Annotated in this window: 20 protein-coding genes; 8 read left to right on the forward strand and 12 right to left on the reverse strand. The window is 53.1% G+C overall.

The features are described 5' to 3' along the window. Positions 1-32: 32 nt before the first annotated feature. The 5 genes from fabY to typA all read right to left on the reverse strand — a co-directional run bounded on the left by fabY (position 33) and on the right by typA (position 4953). A complete protein-coding gene (gene fabY, locus E5C26_RS24415) occupies positions 33-977 on the reverse strand; it encodes a fatty acid biosynthesis protein FabY (protein ID WP_135318554.1) in 945 nt (314 codons plus the stop codon). A gap of 23 nt (positions 978-1000) precedes the next feature. Then, positions 1001-1438 (reverse strand): D-aminoacyl-tRNA deacylase, encoded by a 438-nt coding sequence (gene dtd / locus E5C26_RS24420; RefSeq protein WP_135318555.1) that lies wholly within the window; start codon positions 1436-1438, stop codon positions 1001-1003. Then, a complete protein-coding gene (locus tag E5C26_RS24425) occupies positions 1435-2325 on the reverse strand; it encodes a virulence factor BrkB family protein (protein WP_135318556.1) in 891 nt (296 codons plus the stop codon). The genes dtd and E5C26_RS24425 overlap by 4 nt, the downstream gene beginning before the upstream one ends. Positions 2326-2374: 49 nt before the next feature. Continuing rightward, complete coding sequence (gene yihX / locus E5C26_RS24430) at positions 2375-2965, reverse strand: glucose-1-phosphatase (RefSeq protein ID WP_135318557.1); 591 nt, start codon at positions 2963-2965, stop codon at positions 2375-2377. 164 nt (positions 2966-3129) lie between these two features. Then, on the reverse strand, positions 3130-4953 hold the full coding sequence (typA, locus tag E5C26_RS24435) for a ribosome-dependent GTPase TypA (protein ID WP_012147548.1): 1824 nt from the start codon (positions 4951-4953) through the stop codon (positions 3130-3132). Between the two features lie 370 nt (positions 4954-5323). Here typA and glnA point away from each other — a divergent pair, with 370 nt between their 5' ends. The 4 genes from glnA to E5C26_RS24675 all read left to right on the forward strand — a co-directional run bounded on the left by glnA (position 5324) and on the right by E5C26_RS24675 (position 9623). Further along, positions 5324-6733, forward strand: coding sequence for a glutamate--ammonia ligase (gene glnA, locus E5C26_RS24445; RefSeq protein ID WP_135318559.1), 1410 nt, complete (start codon positions 5324-5326; stop codon positions 6731-6733). Between the two features lie 183 nt (positions 6734-6916). Next, on the forward strand, positions 6917-7966 hold the full coding sequence (glnL, locus tag E5C26_RS24450; protein WP_135318560.1) for a nitrogen regulation protein NR(II): 1050 nt from the start codon (positions 6917-6919) through the stop codon (positions 7964-7966). Between the two features lie 8 nt (positions 7967-7974). Then, the gene (gene glnG / locus E5C26_RS24455) at positions 7975-9387 is read left to right on the forward strand and encodes a nitrogen regulation protein NR(I) (protein WP_135318561.1); all 1413 of its coding nucleotides are present in this window, start codon (positions 7975-7977) and stop codon (positions 9385-9387) included. 113 nt (positions 9388-9500) lie between these two features. Continuing rightward, the gene (locus tag E5C26_RS24675) at positions 9501-9623 is read left to right on the forward strand and encodes a YshB family small membrane protein (RefSeq protein ID WP_017894468.1); all 123 of its coding nucleotides are present in this window, start codon (positions 9501-9503) and stop codon (positions 9621-9623) included. A 47-nt stretch (positions 9624-9670) separates the two neighbouring features. Here the strand turns inward: E5C26_RS24675 and hemN are convergent, their stop codons facing one another. Together hemN and yihI are read right to left on the reverse strand one after the other, a co-directional pair. Continuing rightward, the gene (gene hemN, locus E5C26_RS24460; RefSeq protein WP_135318562.1) at positions 9671-11044 is read right to left on the reverse strand and encodes an oxygen-independent coproporphyrinogen III oxidase; all 1374 of its coding nucleotides are present in this window, start codon (positions 11042-11044) and stop codon (positions 9671-9673) included. A 182-nt stretch (positions 11045-11226) separates the two neighbouring features. Then, positions 11227-11778, reverse strand: coding sequence for a Der GTPase-activating protein YihI (gene yihI, locus E5C26_RS24470; protein ID WP_135318563.1), 552 nt, complete (start codon positions 11776-11778; stop codon positions 11227-11229). A 748-nt stretch (positions 11779-12526) separates the two neighbouring features. On the opposite strand from yihI, the gene yihA reads away from it, so the two are divergent. Further along, positions 12527-13177 (forward strand): ribosome biogenesis GTP-binding protein YihA/YsxC, encoded by a 651-nt coding sequence (gene yihA / locus E5C26_RS24480; RefSeq protein WP_135318564.1) that lies wholly within the window; start codon positions 12527-12529, stop codon positions 13175-13177. Between the two features lie 279 nt (positions 13178-13456). Here the strand turns inward: yihA and E5C26_RS25010 are convergent, their stop codons facing one another. Together E5C26_RS25010 and polA are read right to left on the reverse strand one after the other, a co-directional pair. Beyond that, positions 13457-13504 carry a spot 42 RNA, inhibition of DNA synthesis gene (locus tag E5C26_RS25010; RefSeq protein ID WP_071892919.1) on the reverse strand — a complete coding sequence of 16 codons (48 nt, stop codon included), beginning with the start codon at positions 13502-13504 and terminating at the stop codon, positions 13457-13459. Between the two features lie 207 nt (positions 13505-13711). Further along, positions 13712-16516 carry a DNA polymerase I gene (gene polA / locus E5C26_RS24485; protein WP_135318565.1) on the reverse strand — a complete coding sequence of 935 codons (2805 nt, stop codon included), beginning with the start codon at positions 16514-16516 and terminating at the stop codon, positions 13712-13714. A gap of 504 nt (positions 16517-17020) precedes the next feature. Here polA and E5C26_RS24490 point away from each other — a divergent pair. After that, positions 17021-17911 carry an acyltransferase gene (locus E5C26_RS24490; protein WP_135318571.1) on the forward strand — a complete coding sequence of 297 codons (891 nt, stop codon included), beginning with the start codon at positions 17021-17023 and terminating at the stop codon, positions 17909-17911. A 46-nt stretch (positions 17912-17957) separates the two neighbouring features. Here E5C26_RS24490 and dsbA read toward each other — a convergent pair whose 3' ends face one another. From dsbA to E5C26_RS24505, 3 genes are all read right to left on the reverse strand, one after another. Beyond that, on the reverse strand, positions 17958-18581 hold the full coding sequence (dsbA, locus tag E5C26_RS24495; protein WP_135318566.1) for a thiol:disulfide interchange protein DsbA: 624 nt from the start codon (positions 18579-18581) through the stop codon (positions 17958-17960). Positions 18582-18610: 29 nt separating this feature from the next. Beyond that, positions 18611-19597: a serine/threonine protein kinase gene (locus E5C26_RS24500; protein ID WP_135318567.1), complete on the reverse strand. Its 987-nt coding sequence runs from the start codon at positions 19595-19597 to the stop codon at positions 18611-18613. A gap of 104 nt (positions 19598-19701) precedes the next feature. Beyond that, a complete protein-coding gene (locus E5C26_RS24505; protein WP_012147559.1) occupies positions 19702-19971 on the reverse strand; it encodes a YihD family protein in 270 nt (89 codons plus the stop codon). Between the two features lie 152 nt (positions 19972-20123). On the opposite strand from E5C26_RS24505, the gene mobA reads away from it, so the two are divergent. Both mobA and mobB read left to right on the forward strand, forming a co-directional pair. Continuing rightward, positions 20124-20717, forward strand: a complete 594-nt coding sequence (gene mobA / locus E5C26_RS24510; protein WP_135318568.1) for a molybdenum cofactor guanylyltransferase MobA — start codon at positions 20124-20126, stop codon at positions 20715-20717. Further along, positions 20710-21214 (forward strand): molybdopterin-guanine dinucleotide biosynthesis protein MobB (gene mobB / locus E5C26_RS24515; RefSeq protein WP_135318569.1); only part of this gene is annotated, 505 nt, incomplete at its 3' end. The genes mobA and mobB, both read left to right, overlap by 8 nt.

The raw sequence follows: 21214 nt of genomic DNA on the forward strand, positions 1-21214 counted from the left end.
ATGCAAACCAGGTAACTCTCATGCTTATTCCGCTAGACGATCGCCTCGCAGCCGCCCTGGTCCAGGGGCACTTCCGGCTCGGCGGGCAGCACCATATAAGTACCTTCAAACACCGCCCCTCTGTCATCGTCACCGAACAGGTGAACTTCCGCCTGCACGCGGGCACGGCGACCACGCGCCAGGCGGGCCAGATCTCCACTTAACGAACTGAGATCCGCCACCGCTCGTGGCCGACCGGTGATCGGCTTACTGTATCGGATATGGGCATCCGCCAGAATAATGGTGCCGCCCAAATGGCGCTCACGCAGCAACAGCCAGATCAACCCCCAGGCGGTCAGCGTCGCCAACGAGAACAGGCTACCGGCGAACAGCGTATGGTGCGGGTTCTGGTTGCCGATCTCAGGCATGGTGGTGACAAAGCGTTGACCTGTGTATTGGCTAATGCGCACGCCCATTTTCTCACTGAGTGGAATATGATCGTACCAGGCCTGCTGTAGCTGACCGCACCAGTCGGGGCGATGCAGAATGTCGTCCAGCGTCGCCACGGGTTTTATCATCAGGAAGTGACGAATCGGCGTGGTTTGCGGTGCAGTGATCTCCCCCTGATTGACGAAGCCAAGTTTGGCAAAGAAATCCACCGCATCTTCACGGGCGCTACACACTACACGCTTCACGCTTTCCTGGCGCGCCACAGACTCCAGGGTCATGGCCACCAACGTACCCAACCCCTTGTCCTGCACCGTCGGGTCTACCGCCAGAAAACGAATCGCTGCTTCGTTGTCGGCATTAATATACAGCCGCCCAATCGCGACAATTTTTCCGGCCTCATCCACCACCATTTGGTGATGCGCCATGGCGTCATAGGCATCCTTTTCCGACCCCACCGGCTGGTGCAACGGCTTGCGCAGCATTTCCCAGCGGAACTGGTAATAATCCTTCAGTTCTTGTTCTGTTACCGGTACTCGTAGGTGATACATAGACGCCTTCTCTTTGAAAATACTTAAACCTGAAGCCAAAACGTCACCGGCCCATCGTTCACCAGCGCGACTTTCATGTCCGCAGCGAACTCACCGGTTTGGGTTTCTATGCCGCGCTCGCGGCACTGGCCAACAAAATATTGGTATAACCTATCGGCTTCCTGCGGTTGCGCGCCGCGTGAGAAACTCGGACGCATGCCTTTTTGCGTATCGGCCACCAGCGTAAACTGCGAGACCACCAACAAGCTGCCCCCTGCCTGTTGGACATTGAGATTCATCTTGTCGTTCTCATCGCCAAAAATGCGGTACCCCAGTACACGTTCACACAAACGCACGGCCTTCTGCTCGTTATCGCCTTGTTCCACGCCCAATAACACTAACAAACCTGGGCCGATATTACCTACCGTCTGACCTTCGACCGTGACGCTGGCATTTAATACCCGTTGAATTAACGCAATCATAGCTGCCCTTCTGATGACCTATCCTGTTGTTCCGCCTTCTGTTGGCGGTAGTCGCGGTATTCCCCTATTGTCACCGTGATTTCCGCACCGAGTAACACGATACACCAGCTCCAGTAGACCCAGAGGAATAAAATGGGGATCACCGCCAACACGCCATAAATCAACTGATAAGACGGGAACATGGTGACGTACAGTGCAAACCCCTTCTTGCCCAGCTCAAACAACACCCCAGCCACCAGCGCACCAATCAATGCGTCCTTGGGCGGCACCCGTACCGTCGGCACAATGCAATACAGCAGCCAGAACGATATCCACGAGAGGATCAGCGGAAAAATACGCAAGACCTGATCCACCAGGCTATTGACGCCGGTCTGCGCCAACCAGTGAAGCGACAGCAGATAGGAACTGATCGCCATACTGGCACCCACCAACAACGGCCCCAGGGTCAGGACCATCCAATACACTGCGAACGAAAACACGATTGGACGCTTGTTCTTGCTGCGCCAGATGGTATTGAGCACGCTATCTACTGAGGAGATCAACAGCAGCGCGGTGACAATCAGCCCGCAAGTGCCGACGGCAGTCATCTTGTTGGAGTTGGCGACAAACTGCTCCAGATAACTCTGGATCACGTTGCCGGCGGCAGGCATGAAGTTAGAAAAGATAAAGCTCTTCAGCTGGCCGCTGATATCGGAGAACATCGGGAAGGCGGCAAACAGCGCGAAGACGACGGTCACCAGTGGCACCAGCGACAGTAGAGAGACATAGGCCAAATGGCCTGCCAGCATAGTCAGGCCATCGCTGTCGACGCGTTTGATCAGCAGCCGCCCGAAGGTGACGCTGGGTTTGATCGCTGAGGGCAGCTTCTTGCGGCGGAAAAATGACATAGCCACTCCTTGATGTCAGTTTGTACGCCTTAAGCTTAACCCTTCGCCGTCATTGGGCAAAATAAGCCGGTACCACGTCACGATCGGTCACGTGCACCCCTTTAATACCCAGTGCCTCAGCCGCTGCCACGTTAGCCGCCACATCATCAAAAAACACGGCCTGCTCCGGCGAGGTATTTTCTGCACTTAACACATGCTGAAAGATGTTGGCATCCGGTTTGCGCATACCCAGGTCCTGAGACAAGTACAGATGGTCGACGGCTTCAGCCACTTGTGGATAGTGTTGCGGCCAATAGTTGCAGTGCAGGCGATTGGTATTGGATAGCACCACCACCCGATGACCTTCGCTACGCAGACGCTTCATGATGTCGATCACTTCCGGGCGCAGGGCGACAAACACCGCCTGCCAGCCGGTAGCGAACTGTTCGAAACTCAGAGCGATGCCCATCTCTTCACTGAGTTGCTCAGCAAAATCTTCATCGCTGATTTCACCGCGCTCGTGCTGTTGGAACAACTCGCCCATAGTGAAACGTTCGGACAAGACCGCCAGTGGCGTACCGCTTAAATTGCTCCATACACCCAGTACACGTTTGAAATCGATATCGACGATCACATTACCTAAATCAAAGATATACAGCATAGTCCTCTCCTGATGGGCCGGTGAGATTTTACTGTAGCGGGAAAAACAGAGGCTGAATAGAGAGCAGGTGGAAAAGCGTATAGCACGCGGCAGAAATGGGAAAAGGCAGAGGAAAAAACTCAGGGCGCTGGACGCGCCCTAAGTGTTGCAGACTAAATCAGCGATTAAGCTTCTTTAGGACCGCGGCTTGCACGCTTACGATCGTTTTCAGTCAGGTGACGTTTACGAATACGTACGGACGTTGGCGTAACTTCTACCAGTTCGTCATCATCGATGAACTCCAGAGCTTGCTCCAGGGACATTTTGATAGCAGGAACCAGGGTAGTCGCTTCGTCAGTACCGGAAGCACGCATGTTGGTCAGCTTCTTACCGGTCAGGCAGTTCACGGTCAGGTCGTTAGAACGTGAGTGAATACCGATGATCTGGCCTTCATACACTTCTGCACCGTGACCCAGGAACAGCTTGCCGCGATCTTGCAGACCGAACAGGGCGAATGCTACTGCCTTGCCCTGGCCGTTAGAGATCAGCACGCCGTTCTGGCGCTGGCCGATTTCACCCTGGCGCACGTCATCGTAGTGGCTGAAGGTGGAGTACAGCAGACCGGTACCGGAAGTCATGGTCATGAATTCGGTACGGAAGCCGATCAGGCCACGCGCAGGGATCAGGTAATCCAGGCGAATACGACCTTTGCCGTCCGGGATCATGTCCTTAACGTCACCTTTGCGCTCACCCATGGCTTGCATGACTGAACCCTGGTGCTGCTCTTCGATATCCAGCGTCACGTTTTCGAATGGCTCTTGCATGCGGCCATCGATTTTACGGTTGATAACTTTAGGACGGGAAACCGCCAGCTCGAAACCTTCACGACGCATGTTTTCGATCAGAACCGACAGGTGAAGTTCACCACGGCCAGATACGCGGAATGCATCAGCATCTTCGGTTTCTTCAACACGCAGTGCCACGTTGTGCACCAGCTCTTTGTTCAGACGGTCGAGGATCTGACGTGAAGTCACGTACTTGCCTTCTTTACCACAGAACGGAGAGGTGTTGACGTTGAAGTACATGGTTACCGTCGGTTCATCAACAGACAGTGCCGGCAGCGCTTCAACCGCGTTCACATCACAGATGGTATCAGAGATGTTCAGCTCGCCCAGACCGGTGATAGCGATGATGTCACCCGCTTCAGCGATAGGCGCTTCGATACGCTCCAGACCCATGTGGGTCAGAACCTTGGCAACTTTACCGTTACGGGTTTTGCCTTCGCTATCAATGATAGTGATCTGCTGGTTCGGCTTGACCTTACCACGCTTGATACGGCCGATGCCGATAACGCCAACGTAGTTGTTGTAGTCCAGCTGAGAGATCTGCATCTGGAACGGTGCTTCGAGCTCAACCTGCGGCGCAGACACGTGGTCTACGATCGCTTGATACAGCGGGGTCATGTCTTCCGCCATCTCGTTGTGGTCAGTACCCGCGATCCCCATCAGTGCAGAAGCATAGATGATTGGGAAGTCGAGCTGCTCGTCGGTCGCGTCGAGGTTAACGAACAGGTCGAAGACCTGATCAACAACCCAATCAGGACGTGCGCCTGGACGGTCAACCTTGTTGATTACCACGATCGGCTTCAGACCATTAGCAAAAGCTTTTTTGGTCACAAAGCGGGTTTGCGGCATTGGGCCATCCATTGCATCCACAACCAGCAGCACCGAGTCAACCATTGACATCACACGCTCAACCTCACCGCCGAAGTCGGCGTGTCCTGGGGTATCCACGATGTTGATGCGGTAGTCTTTCCAATTAATGGCGGTGTTTTTAGCGAGGATGGTAATCCCACGCTCTTTCTCCAAATCGTTGGAGTCCATTACGCGTTCGGTGGCTTCTACACGCTCTCCGAAAGTACCGGATTGTTGCAGCAGCTTATCAACCAGGGTGGTCTTACCATGGTCAACGTGGGCAATAATGGCGATGTTACGCAAATTTTCGATCACAGCTTTGCCTCAGGCATTAGAAATAGCGCGCTATTGTACACGTATTAAGCGAGGGACTAAACAAGATCACAACAGTCTCTTATAAACAACTGTGTACAGGTCAGTATGTGATCCCTTTCACGGTGCAAAAAGCAGCATCCGGTGCACTTTTGCACCATTACAGTGCCCCACCTCGCATTGATTGCACCATTTAAGTGCAATGCATCACTAATGGTGCATACTGATTCTGTGCAAAAGCCGCACAGAAAGGCGATTAAAGCGCTTTCGCAAAGTTGGCACAGTTTTCGCTTTAGTCTTTTCAAGACAAAAAAAGCCAGTTCCACAGATTCGTTCCACGACGAAGACAATGATAAATCCGGGAGAGTTAAGTATGTCCGCTGAACACGTATTGACGATGCTGAATGAGCATGAAGTGAAATTCGTAGACCTGCGTTTCACTGACACCAAGGGTAAGGAACAGCACGTTACCATCCCTTCTCATCAGGTAAATGCCGACTTCTTCGAAGAAGGTAAAATGTTTGACGGCTCCTCGATCGGTGGTTGGAAGGGCATCAACGAATCTGACATGGTGCTGATGCCAGACGCCAGCACGGCGGTATTGGATCCGTTCTTCGAAGAATCCACTCTGATCATTCGTTGCGACATCCTCGAGCCAGGCACCATGCAGGGCTATGACCGTGACCCACGTTCAATCTCCAAGCGTGCAGAAGATTTCCTGCGTTCTTCCGGCATCGCGGACACCGTGCTGTTCGGGCCAGAGCCAGAATTCTTCCTGTTCGATGATATTCGCTTCGGCAGCAGCATCCGTGGTTCCCACGTAGCTATCGACGATATCGAAGGCGCATGGAACTCCGGCACCCAATACGATGGCGGCAACAAAGGCCACCGTCCGGCAGTCAAAGGCGGTTACTTCCCGGTTCCTCCGGTCGACTCGTCACAGGACATCCGTTCTACCATGTGTCTGACCATGGAAGAAATGGGCCTGGTGGTTGAAGCGCACCACCACGAAGTGGCAACCGCAGGTCAGAACGAAGTGGCAACCCGCTTCAACACCATGACCAAGAAAGCCGACGAAATCCAAATCTACAAATACGTGGTTCACAACGTGGCTCACGCATTTGGCAAAACCGCAACCTTCATGCCGAAACCTATGTTCGGTGATAACGGCTCCGGTATGCACTGCCACATGTCACTGTCCAAGAACGGGACTAACCTGTTCGCTGGCGACAAATACGGCGGCCTGTCTGAAACTGCCCTGTTCTACATCGGCGGCATCATCAAGCACGCCAAAGCGATCAACGCCCTGGCCAACCCGACCACCAACTCTTACAAGCGTCTGGTCCCAGGCTACGAAGCACCGGTAATGCTGGCTTACTCAGCCCGTAACCGTTCTGCTTCCATCCGTATCCCAGTGGTAGCCAGCCCGAAAGCGCGCCGTATCGAAGCCCGTTTCCCGGATCCAGCGGCGAACCCATACCTGTGCTTCGCGGCTCTGCTGATGGCAGGCCTGGACGGTGTGATTAACAAAATCCACCCTGGCGATGCCATGGACAAAAACCTGTATGACCTGCCACCGGAAGAAGAAGCTGAAATTCCAAAAGTTGCAGGCTCTCTGGATGAAGCGCTGGCTGCACTGAGCGAAGACCGCGAGTTCCTGACCCGTGGCGGCGTCTTCACCGACGACGCAATTGACGCTTACATCGATCTGCGTAAAGAAGAAATGGACCGCGTTCGCATGACGCCGCACCCGGTTGAGTTCGAACTGTACTACAGCGTTTAAGTTCTACCGCGCCGTCTGCGGACGGCGCTCAGATTTAGTTGTCTTTTTTGTTGCCGTGGAAACTTTCTGCCCATCTTCGGATGGGTTTTTTTCTCCACCGTATTTTCTGCAAAACTATTCCGTTCCGCGCAGATAGCGGATGGAGTAGGATAGATGCACTAAAAAGGTGCAGGAGTCTGCTGTATGGCAACTGGCAAGCTGCCCGATGCTGGGCAGATCCTCAATTCTCTCATCAACAGCATCCTGCTGTTGGATGATGACCTGGCGGTTCATTACGCCAATCCGGCAGCACAACAACTGCTGGCACAAAGTTCCCGTAAACTTTTCGGTACACCGTTACCCGATCTGCTCGGCTATTTTTCGCTGAACGTCGATCTGATGCGTGAGAGCCTGCGTGCCGGTCAGGGCTTTACCGATAGCGAAGTGACCCTGGTGGTTGACGGGCGCGCACATATCCTCTCCCTGACCGCCCAGACGCTGTCTGAAGGCTATATCCTGATCGAACTGGCGCCCATGGATAACCAACGCCGCCTGAGCCAGGAACAGCTGCAGCACGCTCAGCAGGTTGCCGCCCGCGATCTGGTGCGTGGCCTGGCGCATGAGATTAAAAATCCGCTTGGCGGGCTGCGCGGTGCAGCACAGTTGCTGGCCAAGGCTCTGCCCGATCCGTCGCTGACCGAATACACCAAGGTGATCATTGAACAGGCCGACCGCCTGCGCAATCTGGTCGATCGCCTGCTGGGCCCGCAACGGCCGGGCCAGCACATTACTCAGAGCATTCATCAGGTGGCGGAACGAGTCTGCCAACTGGTGTCGCTGGAGAAGCCGGATAACGTGACGCTGGTGCGCGACTACGACCCGAGTCTGCCGGAGTTGGCGCACGACCCGGATCAAATTGAACAGGTGTTGCTGAACATCACTCGCAATGCGCTGCAGGCGCTGGGTGAAGCCGGCGGCACCATCACGCTGCGCACCCGCACCGCATTCCAGGTAACCCTGCACGGCACCCGCTACCGGTTAGCGGCACGTATCGATATTGAAGATGACGGCCCCGGCGTACCGGCGCAGTTGCAGGACACGCTGTTTTACCCAATGGTCAGCGGACGCGAAGGCGGAACCGGCCTGGGTTTATCCATCGCCCGTAATCTTATCGATCAGCATTGCGGAAAAATTGAATTTAACAGTTGGCCAGGACATACCGAATTCTCGGTTTACCTGCCTATTCGCCAGTGAGGTTTTCTATGCAACGAGGGATAGTCTGGATCGTCGATGACGATAGCTCCATCCGCTGGGTGCTTGAACGCGCGCTCACTGGAGCGGGTGTGAGCTGCGTGAGCTTCGAAAGTGGCAATGCGGTACTGGAAGCCCTGGCCACGCAAACTCCTGACGTGTTGCTGTCTGACATCCGCATGCCGGGTATGGATGGGCTGGCGTTGCTCAAGCAGATCAAGCAGCGTCACCCCATGCTTCCGGTCATCATAATGACGGCACATTCGGATTTGGACGCTGCGGTCAGCGCCTACCAGCAAGGGGCGTTCGATTATCTGCCAAAACCCTTTGATATTGATGAAGCGGTCGCGCTGGTAGAGCGTGCCATCAGCCATTATCAGGAGCAGCAACAACCGGCACGCAGCCAGCCGGCCAACGATCCGGTGGCGGACATTATCGGCGAAGCCCCGGCGATGCAGGACGTGTTCCGCATTATCGGCCGCCTGTCGCGTTCATCGATCAGCGTGCTGATCAACGGCGAATCCGGCACCGGTAAAGAGCTGGTGGCCCATGCCCTGCATCGCCACAGCCCGCGAGCCAAATCTCCGTTTATCGCGTTGAATATGGCGGCGATCCCTAAAGACCTGATCGAATCCGAGCTGTTCGGCCACGAGAAAGGGGCTTTTACCGGCGCCAATCAGATCCGTCAGGGCCGCTTTGAGCAGGCCGACGGCGGGACACTGTTCCTGGATGAAATCGGCGATATGCCGCTGGATGTGCAAACCCGTTTACTGCGTGTGCTGGCAGATGGTCAATTCTACCGGGTCGGTGGATACGCACCGGTGAAGGTGGACGTGCGCATTATCGCCGCCACCCACCAGAACCTGGAGCTGCGGGTACAGGAAGGCAAATTCCGTGAAGATCTGTTCCATCGCCTGAACGTCATTCGCGTACATCTGCCGCCGTTGCGTGAACGCCGAGAGGACATACCGCGTCTGGCGCGCTACTTCCTGCAAGTGGCAGCAAAAGAGCTGGGCGTTGAGGCGAAGAATCTGCATCCGGAAACCGAAACCGCCCTGACCCGCCTGCCGTGGCCAGGTAACGTACGTCAGTTGGAAAACACCTGTCGCTGGTTAACCGTGATGGCTGCCGGGCAGGAAGTGCTGATTCAGGATCTGCCGAGTGAGCTGTTTGAAACCGCTGCGCCGGAAACGGCCGGCCACAGCTTGCCGGACAGTTGGGCTACGCTACTGGCGCAGTGGGCCGACCGGGCACTGCGTTCCGGTCATCAAAACCTGCTGTCGGAAGCGCAACCGGAAATGGAGCGCACTTTGCTCACTACTGCGCTGCGCCATACCCAGGGGCATAAGCAGGAAGCCGCTCGCTTGCTGGGTTGGGGCCGCAATACGTTAACTCGCAAGTTGAAAGAGTTGGGAATGGAATAGTTTGCGTTGTTGATTATAGAAAACACAATCAAGCGCACAAAAAATCGACTGTTTCAGGCTTTACAGCCGCTCTGGCGGCAGTATGATCGGGACGCACACTCTGGAGGCTCTCGATGCTGGACTCATTGGTCGCATTCATTTCCCAAGGCGCGGAGCTTGGCTCTGCCGCCAGCCACACGCCGCAGGCAGCCGTTGCTGCGGTGCTGTGCGCAGCACTGATTAATTTCTTCAGTTGAATTGCTGATTGAAAAAATGGCCGCTAATGCGGCCGTTTTTTTATTGATCAAATGACCCGAGAGAATTGCTGAGTCCGCGCCTGTTGCCGCAGGTAGATATCAAAACACATGCAGATATTGCGGATCAGCAACCGACCCCGTGGCGTGACGCGGATACCCTGCTCGTCACGCTCCACCAGCCCATCGCGTTCAAACGGTGCCAGCAGTTGCAGGTCTTCGGCAAAATAGTCGGCGAAGTCGATAGCGAACTGTTGTTCTATCGCCAGATAGTCCAGTTTGAAATTGCAAATCAGCGTTTTGATCACCTCACGCCGCAGGCAGTCATCTTCCGTCATCGCCAGGCCGCGCCACAAGGCATTACCCTGCGCCTCAACGCTACTGTAATAGGTCTTCAGCTCTTTCTGGTTCTGGGCATAGCTGTCCCCCAGCATGCTGATGGCGGACACACCCAGCCCCAGCAAATCGCTATCCCCCTGAGTGGTGTACCCCTGGAAGTTGCGGTGCAGTTTTCCTTCGCGCTGTGCCACGGCCAGTTCATCATCCGGGCGGGCAAAGTGATCCATGCCGATAAACTGATAACCGGACTCGGTCAGGGAGGCGATGGTCTGCTGCAGGATATCCAGTTTCTGCTGTGCACTGGGCAAATCCGCATCTTTGATTTTGCGTTGGGCCGCAAACAGATTCGGCATATGGGCATAGTTGAATACGCTGAGGCGATCCGGATTGAGTTCCGCCACCCGCTGCAGGGTGTAAGCGAAGCTCTCCGGCGTCTGCTTTGGCAGCCCGTAGATCAAATCGATATTGGTGGAGTTAAAGCCCAAAGCCTTGGCGCGGGCGATCAGAGCGAAGATAAAGGTTTCATCCTGCTCACGGTTCACCAGCCGCTGCACTTCTTTATTGAAATCCTGTACCCCCATGCTCAGGCGGTTAAAGCCTTCGCTGCGTAAATGATCGAGCACATCCAGCTCAATCTCGCGCGGATCGACTTCGATCGACATTTCCAAATCGGGGAGAAAATCAAAGTGTTGGCGCAGCATTGCCACCAGCTTGCTGATTTGCGACTTGCTCAGGTAGGTCGGTGTACCGCCACCCCAATGCAATTGACCGACTTTACGCCCGGCAAACAGGGGAGCGCGCTGGGCGATCTCCTGCGCCAGCACCGCCAGATATTCATCGGCCTTGTGCGTCTGACGCGTCACCAGCTTGTTGCAGCCACAGAAATAGCAGAGTTTGTGGCAGAAAGGGATATGCACATACAGTGACAGCGGACGCTCTGGATAACGTGCAGCGGCGCGTTGAAACGCCGCTTCGTCATAGCCCTGGTTGAACTCCAGCGCTGTGGGGTATGAGGTATAACGCGGCCCTGAATAGTTATATTTCTGGATCAGGGCCAGATCCCAGACAATTGCCTGCTCTGACATGCTCACTCCTTCCGATATTTTTTCCTACCGGGCCGGGAAATGGGCAGTTGTCTACGCTGTCTGGCCGCGGAAGCGCTGCGAAAACGCGTTTTGCGTTTAGACAGCCGCCATAGTTTACCGAATAACCACAGCAGATAACACATCAAGAGTAGGGCTATTGTCAGGATCAGCCACATGACGCGTTAAATTACGTCTTTTGGGTTACCGCCTTTCAGCAGTTTCAGGATATCTTCCCGCTTCTCTTCTTCTTCTTCGTCGTCATCACCCAATTCAATGCCCAATTGCTCCATCAGGGCATCGATACGATCCAGAGTCTGATCAACATAGGTCTGATCTTCGGCGCTCAGAGTCTCGCCGTCATCAATGCGATCCAGCAATGCGTCCAGACGCTCATCATTTTCCAGCTTGGCCAGTTCTTCTTCCGGCGTCAGACGTGGCTTAGGCTTGGCTTCTGCTTTCGGCTTGGGTTGCGGTTTGGCTTTTGGCTTATCTTCAACCACCAGCGCTACCGGCACCTTGCTGCCAATACGCGGATCTTTGGCCTGAGCCGCCGCTTTATTTTTTTGATTAGTGGACTCAACCTGGGTGCGAGAACCGGAAGCAAGACCACGGCGTTTTTTCGCACGCTTGTGTTCACGGGCTTCCTGATCGAGCTCCGCACGGCTTTTCTTTTTGTTTTTCGGCGTCGCCGCGCTGCTGCGTGGGGCGCGAGGTGCTTTTGATGGCTGGTTCATAGCGTATGCTCTTAGGTATGTAGATTCAGTATAGAGATAGATGCTATACGATTGCGGCGGAATCTAGCAGAAAGCGGACAAAGAAAAAAGGCGGCAGGTTAAACCCGCCGCCTATTTGCACCTTCTTTCGAAGGATATTCCTGCTACGCGCTCCGTGCGCACACTCAACATCCTGGTTTTTCCTTTTGCTATAAACGCATTCCCTGCCGCACTACGTCCTTCATCCTGAAAGAAAAATCGTCCATGGCACAATCCATGCGCATCCACTCTTGCTGAGCGCGCTTCCCGCGGGCATCCAAATTGCAGTGACTTCACCATCCTTGTGCTATTCGCATATTCAGATGCAAATAGGTCAATTCCTTCTGGGTTCATCCTGGCACTCCAGCACTTCCTGTGCACTCCGTGAGATTTATCACCCTTCCCGGATGTTCCTTAATCCTGCACAGCCTTGTGCTGCAACCTACTTTACGCTATCGGGAATCAGGCTCAAGGTAGCTGCCGGGCTATTGGCATAATAAAAAACACAACGGAGAATTAACATTCTGTTTTTAAAGATAAAGAATAAAAACAGCTTTCGAATAAAGCGACATTGCCCCCTATTCGAATGGCGAATGTCTCACAAGCCCGGTCAGATCTGACTGCCATGCTCTGCTGGCCCGATGCTTAAAAACAGAGAAACACACCATTTTTACCGCTGATGCAGTTATAATCGCCAACCAGTTAGCCATCCTTGCGGAGACGAAAAATTTTGACCAGCAAGAATTACAATTATCATGTGACCCATTTCGTCACCAGTGCGCCCGATATTCGCCATCTTCCGGGGGATGAAGGTATTGAAGTTGCGTTCGCCGGTCGCTCTAATGCCGGTAAATCCAGCGCATTAAATACCCTGACCAACCAGAAAGGCCTGGCGCGTACCAGTAAAACGCCGGGCCGTACCCAGCTGATTAACCTGTTTGAAGTGGAAGAAGGCATTCGCCTCGTCGACCTGCCAGGTTATGGCTACGCCGAAGTTCCTGAAGAGATGAAACGCAAATGGCAGCGCGCGCTGGGTGAATACCTGCAAATGCGTAACTGCCTGAAAGGCCTGGTGGTGCTGATGGATATCCGCCATCCGTTGAAAGATCTCGACCAACAGATGATTCAATGGGCCGTTGATGTCGGTACGCCGGTCATGATCCTGCTGACCAAAGCGGACAAGCTGGCATCTGGTGCGCGTAAAGCGCAGCTCAATATGGTGCGTGAAGCGGTAGTGCCGTTTATGGGCGATATCCAGGTTGAAGCCTTCTCCTCCCCGAAAAAAATCGGCGTCGACAAGCTGAGCCAGAAACTGAATACCTGGTTTAACGAGATCCCACCGGAAGTGCTGCCGGAAGATGACGACACCACCGGCGAATAATAACGCCCCAGGTGCCGCAGTAGCCGATGTGGAAACGCATCGGCTTTTTTACGCCTGCGATCCGCAAAGTCAGGCCTTTTTCGTTATCTAATTACAGTTTTGACTGAAATCCATCATAAATTCTTATGACCATTTAACGATGGGAACCCAGCGGATGAGCAAATTCAGGGGGGCGAACGAGGGAAAAGCATTTCGGGGAGAATAGGGAAAACTTATGGCTCAGCTTTGTTTTTACAATAAAAAACGCCCCAGTCAATACTGACTGGGGCGGCTAAATATTCAGCCAAATCCGATTACGTGAAGTAAAAGGTCTGAAAGATAGAACATCTTACCTCTGTACCCTACGCGAGTAACTTTACATGATTTTTTCGCAGTGCAAAAGAATTTTTTGTAGTTTACTTACACAGTTTAGTGCGTAATAACGGCGAGGTTGCGGAAACAATCGCCGTATCTTGTAGCTTAATTACAAAAACTGCTTAGGTTATCGCCAGTTAGCACTCCCACAGGGGAGCAGGCTGACGAATCACCGCATTATCAGTGAGCTTCATCCCAATTGGCACCCACGCCAACGTCGACTTTCAGCGGCACGGCCAACGCCATGCTGTTTTCCATCAGCTCACGAATACGCTGGTTGGACTCCTCAAGCACCGACTCATGAACCTCGAACACCAATTCATCGTGTACCTGCATAATCATACGTACCAGTGGCTTCTCCTGAGCTTGCAGCCAGGCGTCCACTTCGATCATCGCACGTTTGATGATGTCGGCTGCCGTCCCCTGCATTGGGGCATTAATCGCCGCTCGCTCGGCCGCCTTACGGCGCATGCCGTTGCTGGAACTGACATCCGGCAGATACAGACGGCGGCCATCCAGCGTGCTGACGTAGCCCTGACTGGCGGCCTGCTGGCGGGTGCGCTCCATATACTCCAGCACGCCCGGATAACGTTCGAAGTAAAGATCCATGTAGCGCTGCGCTTCACCTCGTGGGATCCCTAACTGACGCGCCAGACCAAATGCGCTCATGCCATAAATCAGACCGAAGTTAATCGCCTTGGCGCTGCGGCGCTGCTCGTTGGTCACTTTATCGAGCGGCAGGCCAAACACCTCGGCCGCCGTGGCACGGTGGATGTCTTCACCTGCCGCAAAAGCTTTCAGCAAGCCCTCATCCTGCGACAGGTGAGCCATAATACGCAGTTCAATTTGCGAGTAGTCGGCAGCAACAATGCGGTAGCCTTCAGGGGCAATAAAGGCCTGACGGATACGGCGCCCTTCGTCGTTACGTACCGGAATATTCTGCAGGTTAGGATCGCTGGAAGAAAGACGCCCGGTAGCCGTCACCGCCTGATGATAGGAAGTATGCACCCGACCACTTACCGGGTTAATCATCAGCGGCAGCTTGTCGGTATAGGTGGTTTTCAGCTTCGCCAAGCCACGGTATTCCAGGATCACCTTAGGTAACGGGTAATCCAGTGCCAACTCAGCCAGCACTTCTTCGTTGGTCGAAGGCGCACCGCCCGGAGTTTTCTTCAGTATTGGCAGCTTTTGTTTTTCATACAGGATCGCCTGCAACTGTTTGGTCGACGCCAGGTTGAATGGCTCTTCCGCCAGTTCATGGGCCTGAATTTCCAGCTCAGCCAGGCGCTTGGTCAATTCAATGGAATGGGTGGCCAAAATGCTTTGGTCAATCAGTACCCCGGTGCGCTCGATATGCGACAACACCGGCAACAGCGGCATTTCAATATCATTAAATACTGTCAACAGCTCGGCGCTTTCCTTCAATTGCGGCCACATCGCCAAATGTAATTGCAGCGTCACGTCGGCATCTTCAGCGGCGTAAGGTGCTGCCTGCTCCAGTGCAATCTGGTTGAAGGTGAGCTGCTTTTTACCCTTGCCGGCAATCTCTTCAAAGGTCACAGTTTTGTGGCCAAGGTAACGATCGGACAAGCTGTCCATATCGTGACGACCGCCCACGCTGTCCAGCACATAGGACTCCAGCATGGTGTCGAAGGCGATACCGCGCAGAGTAATGTCGTAACGCGCCAGCAGGCCCATATCAAACTTCAGGTTTTGCCCGACCTTCAGCGCTTTCTCGTCTTCCAGCAGCGGCTTCAGCGTGGCCAACACATGAGCGCGATCCAACTGTGTTGGCGCGTCAAGATAGTCATGTGCCACCGGCAGATAAGCGGCTTCACCCGGCGCAATGGCAAATGACAGGCCGATCAGGTTAGCGGTCAGGGTATCCAGGCCGTCAGTTTCGGTATCAAACGCGAACACTTCAGCTTTTTTCAGTTTTTCCAGCCACGCTGCAAAGGTGTCTTCATCCAGAATGGTGACGTAACCCTCTTGCGACAACGTCGCTTCTGCCGGGGCTTTTCCGGTTTCTGCCACTGCACTGGCAGAAGATTTCGCCGCGCTGGTTGCTTTAGCGCCGGCACCTTTCTTGCCTTCCAGCCAAACGCCGGCTTCGACATCGGCCAGCCAGCGTTTAAATTCGTACTGTTTGAACAACTGCTGCAATACGTCAACGTCCGGCGCAGACACTTCGAGATCGGCGCAGGTCAGATCCAGTTCGACGTCGGTTTTGATGGTAGCCAGCTTGTAAGAGAGGTATGCCATCTCTTTGTTCTGTTCCAGCTTGGCCGCCATGGTCTTGGCCCCACGGAAGCTGAGCGTGGCGATACTGTCCAGATTGGCATAGAGCACATCCAGCCCACCCAGGCCCTGTAACAGCCCTTGCGCGGTCTTCTCACCCACGCCTGGCACGCCAGGGATGTTATCCGAGGCATCCCCCATCAGCGCCAGGAAGTCGATAATCAGCTCCGGCGGAATACCGTATTTGTCGCACACTTCCTGCGGGCCGAGAATGGTGTTGTTCATAGTGTTGATCAAGGTGACGTTCGGCGTGACCAGCTGCGCCATGTCTTTATCGCCGGTGCTGATCAGCACCGCATGACCGGCCTTTTCAGCTTCCAGCGCCAGCGTGCCAATGACGTCGTCGGCTTCGACGCCGGGCGTGACCAACAGCGGCAGCCCCATGGCCTTGACCATTTTGTGCAACGGCTCGATTTGCGCGCGCAGATCGTCTGGCATCGGTGGCCGATGCGATTTGTATTCTGCGAACAGCTCATCACGGAAGGTTTTTCCTTTGGCATCAAACACCACCGCAACATGGCTTGGCTGGTACTGCAGCAGTAAGCTGCGCAGCATATTCAGCACGCCGTACATTGCCCCGGTCGGTTCACCCGCGGAGTTGGTCAGCGGAGGGAAGGCGTGATAAGCGCGGTAGAGGTAAGAGGAACCGTCAACCAGGATTAATGGGTTTTCTGCAATTTGAGCCATAGCGTTACTTTATCTTTATCGTGATCGGACATGGCGGTAAGCATGCCATAGCTAGACGGCTGAGACGAACCTTAGCGTGCATTGAAGATAAAAATCATGTGATCTTGCGAAGCGATCCGCAAGATCCTGCCTGTGGATAACTTTGTGCATAGAAAAGACAGCAAATTATAACGATGTGTTTATCGTTATAAGTGGAAATAAAATTCCTATTGAAATCACTACGTTAAATGGCGTGATTTTAACTGAGGGTAATTATCGACTTTTACGCAATTTGTGGATATATCTTGCACCCAATTTTAATAGCACTATTCATCAAATTTGGCGCCTCAATTACCATAGCACAAGATGAGCAAGTTGCACGAAAACGCAGCAAATGCCTATTTCTTCCTCTATAAAACAGTTACTGTTAACGGGCGCTTTCCCCCAATGGTTTCTGTTAAAATATTTTTTTGTTCATGCATATCGGCATGTAACGCTGTTACCCACAACCGTCAGCCCATAACCATGCCAAGATTGTTATCCCCTGTTATTTTTATACTTTCAGCCCTGCTCGCCATTTTGGTGACCGTACTCTGTTCAGTCCCCATCACGCTGGCCGGTATCATTAAGCTACTGGTGCCCTTTCCTGCTGTCTGGCGACGTATCTCCGCCTTTGCCGATTTTATGATGTGGTGCTGGTGCGTAGGGTTGGCACTGCTGTTACGTATTAACTGGCATTTACATTGGGATATTGAAGGGCTGGAAGGGCTGGAGCGAAAAAACTGGTATCTGCTGATCAGCAATCACGAAAGCTGGTCGGATATTGTGGTGCTGTGCGTGTTGTTCCGTAACCATATTCCAATGAATAAATACTTTCTTAAGCAACAGCTAGCCTGGGTACCCTTTGTTGGCCTGGCCTGCTGGGCGCTGGATATGCCATTCATGAAACGTTATTCACGAGCCTATTTGCTTAAACACCCAGAAAAACGCGGTAATGACATCGAAACCACTCGGCGCTCCTGCGAAAAATTCCGTAAGCGTCCAACCACCATCGTCAATTTTGTGGAAGGATCGCGCTTTACTGAAGCAAAAAAAATTAAGACCAACTCCCCCTACCGCAATTTATTGGCCCCAAAAGCCGCCGGCATTGCTTTTACACTCAGTGCATTAGGTAAGCAGTTCGATAAAGTGTTAAACGTCACTCTGCTTTATCCTGAAAATACTGAGCGACCTTTTCTGGATATGCTTTGCGGACGATTGAAACGCGTGGTGGTAAGAATTGAGCTACTGCCAATCGATGAAACCATGCATGGTGATTATTTTAACGATAAGCAGTTTAAGCGTCGTTTCCAGCTTTGGTTGAATACGCTGTGGCAGGATAAAGACCGGCTGCTGGATAAGTTGAAACAGCAGTAGGGTAAAAAAAAGCCAGCTAAGCCGGCTTTTTTACTTTAAATCTCGGTTACTTCTGCTGGCTGAGGAATTTAACCACTTCGGCGAATTGCTTCACGTAAGCATCCATCGAGCTGGTATCCAGGCCATCATTTTTAACCATGTATTTGCCGTTAACAAATACCGCTGGCACGCCACGCAGTTGCAGATCTTCTGCCGCTTTCTCCTGTTGAACCACCAGGGATTTAACCACGAAGCTGTTCAAGGCCCCATCATAATCAGCCGCACTCACGCCGGCCTTCACAAACACGTTGCGGATATCATCCGGAGTTTGCACGGTCTGGGTTTTCTGCACCGCTTCAAACATCAACGGACTAACTTTATCTTCCACACCCAGCGCCATTGCCACAGCCCAGGCCTGAGTCAGTTGTTTACCCAACGGCCCCAGGAATTCGACGTGGTACTTGGTCATTTTAGTGCCCGCAGGCAGCGCTTTTTTCACATTTTCAGAAACGTGATATACCTGCTCAAACTGATAACAGTGCGGGCAATAGAAGGAAAAGAACTCCAGTACCTGAGGTTCACCGGTCACTGGCTTATCCAGGGTTACGTACTGAGCACCATCGCTAAATTGCGCAGCCGAGGCACTGAATGCCATTACCATGCCAACGAGTGCCAACCATATTTTCTTCATAAGACTAAACTCTCCATTGTGTTAAAGCTTCAATACATTGGCATCAGCTGCAGAGGGGGTTCCTGCAACAGCTTAACCTGCTCGGTGAATGCCGCCGTCTGAGATAACCAAAAATCAGACTCCGCCATCCACGGAAAACTTTTAGGAAACGCGGGATCTTGCCAACGACGAGCAACCCATGCCAGGTAGTACACCATGCGCATGGCCCGCAACGGCTCGATCAACGCTAATTCACTTTGATCAAACTCGGCAAACTCGGAGTAAGCTTCCAGCAGAATATCTAACTGCATCAGGCGATCGCGACGTTCACCGTGCAACAGCATCCACAGATCTTGTATCGCCGGGCCGTTACGCGAATCGTCAAGATCGACAAACAGCGGGCCATCACGCCACAGGATATTGCCCGGATGGCAATCACCGTGCAAACGCCGCGGCTGCCAGTCCAGATGCCAATGTTGCTTAATCGCCTCGATCAACCTGTCGGTCGCATTCAGGAAATTTTCACGCTGGGCCTTCGGTAACAGTTCACAGCTAGCCAATACCTGACGTGGCACAGTGAGATACTCCTCAATACCCATTGTCGGACGTTCCACAAACAGGCTTTCACTGCCTACCTGATGAATACGCCCCAGGAAACGTCCCACCCATTCCAGTTGATCGAGATTATCGATCTCATACTGCCGTCCGCCAACGCTGGGAAAGACAGTAAAAAAGAAACCGCTGTGCGTATGCAACGTTTGACCCTGCAGAACCAGTGGTGCAACTGCCGGGATCTCCGCCAAGGCAAGATCATGAGAGAACTGGTGTTCTTCACCAATTTGCTCTGCGCTCCAGCGTTCGGGTCGATAAAACTTCACCACGTAACGCTTACGATCTTCGTCCATAAACTGGTAGACGCGGTTTTCATAGCTGTTAAGCGCTGTCAGCCCGGAATCTACACGCAGACCAATACCCTCCAACGCGTCCATAATCAGGTCGGGCGACAGGGTCTGAAAATTAAAAGCTGAGTTGTTCATAACAACATTCGGTTTCGTTTGGTGACATCACTGTGCCGGGAATGAGAAATAGTAGCATTAATGGCAGGTTTCACGAGTAACTGGTTCACCTTACCGCACGAATGCTAATCCTTTATCACCCCACGGGCACGCAGCAATGCCGTTTTGAAGTCTTCCTCGTAATCCTTTTTCAGGCCGGGGATCTGTTCGGTGCCGGCGCTACCGCGCATTTTCAGGTGGTAGATCAGGATATCATCGCTCAGGTCGGCCAGATTGCCCTGGAAACCGGCTTCCTGTGCCAGTTTTTGCAAAAACGGGATCAGGTTGAGATCCGGATCTTCCTGCCAGGCTGGCTGTAGCAGCTCAATCAGCTCGTTTACGCGGTGCGTTTTCATCGCAATATCATCCAATAGAATCAATAAACACACAAAGTAACAGGCTTAACAACGCAGTTAAAGAAGCAGCTTGTCAATAAAGGTAAATCCTGATGTCGCCCCCTCTTTAGCGCTACAATCAGGGCGTTAGCCATAATTTCGGGATGAGAGATATGCATGAGGAGATTACCGGCATTATTTTAGCCGGTGGGCGCGCCACACGTATGGGCGGGGATGATAAGGGTCTGGTTCAGATTGCCGGTGTACCGCTGTATCAGTACGTGCTTTCTCGATTACGTCCGCAGGTAAACCAGATAGCCATCAGTGCCAATCGCAATCAGGCACGCTATGGCGAAAGCGGTCTGCCAATCATCAGCGATCTGACCCCAGACTTTTCTGGCCCGCTAGCAGGCATGCTGGCCGGGTTGCAACACGCGACCACCGAATGGGTCGTTTTTGTTCCCTGCGACGTCCCCGATTTTCCCGCTACGCTGGTTGATCAACTCTGGCAACAGAAAGGCAGTTCTCTGGCCGCCTATGCCAGCGATGGAGAGCGGGCACACCCCACACTGGCACTGTTGCATACCAGCCTGGCGCCTCAGTTGAAAGAGTATCTGGCCCGCGGGGAACGCAAGCTGATGTTATTCCTGGATGCGGCAGGTGCACGGCAGATCGTATTCAGTGGCCATCAGACGGCATTCCATAATCTTAATACCCGGGAAGACTGCCTGCGCTGGCAGCAGGAAAAAGGACTCACCAATGCATAATGCTCTTCCCCCCTTGCTGGCGATTGCCGCCTATAGCGGAACGGGTAAAACTACGCTGCTTAAGCAATTAATTCCTTTATTAAAACAGCGGGAAATTCGCGTAGGGTTAATCAAACATACTCATCATGATATGGATGTGGATACACCAGGCAAAGACAGTTATGAACTGCGCAAAGCAGGTGCCGACCAAACCTTGGTCGCCAGCGATCGTCGCTGGGCCTTAATGACTGAAACGCCGGAACAGCAACCTTTGGATCTTCAGTATCTGGCCAGCCGTTTTGATCGTAGCAAGGTGGATATGATTTTAGTCGAGGGGTTTAAACATGAGCCCATCAGTAAAATTATTCTCTATCGTGAAGAGATAGGCAGGCCGCTTGAAGATATGTTGGATGAGTTTGTTATCGCCGTTGCCAGCGATAAATCGATAGCGGTCAAGACAAGATCCCTGGATCTCAACCAGCCGGAGAGCATTGCCGATTTCATCACCGAATGGTTGA

The organism is Serratia proteamaculans (assembly GCF_004684015.1).
GTDB classification, from domain to species: Bacteria; Pseudomonadota; Gammaproteobacteria; order Enterobacterales; family Enterobacteriaceae; genus Serratia; species Serratia proteamaculans_F.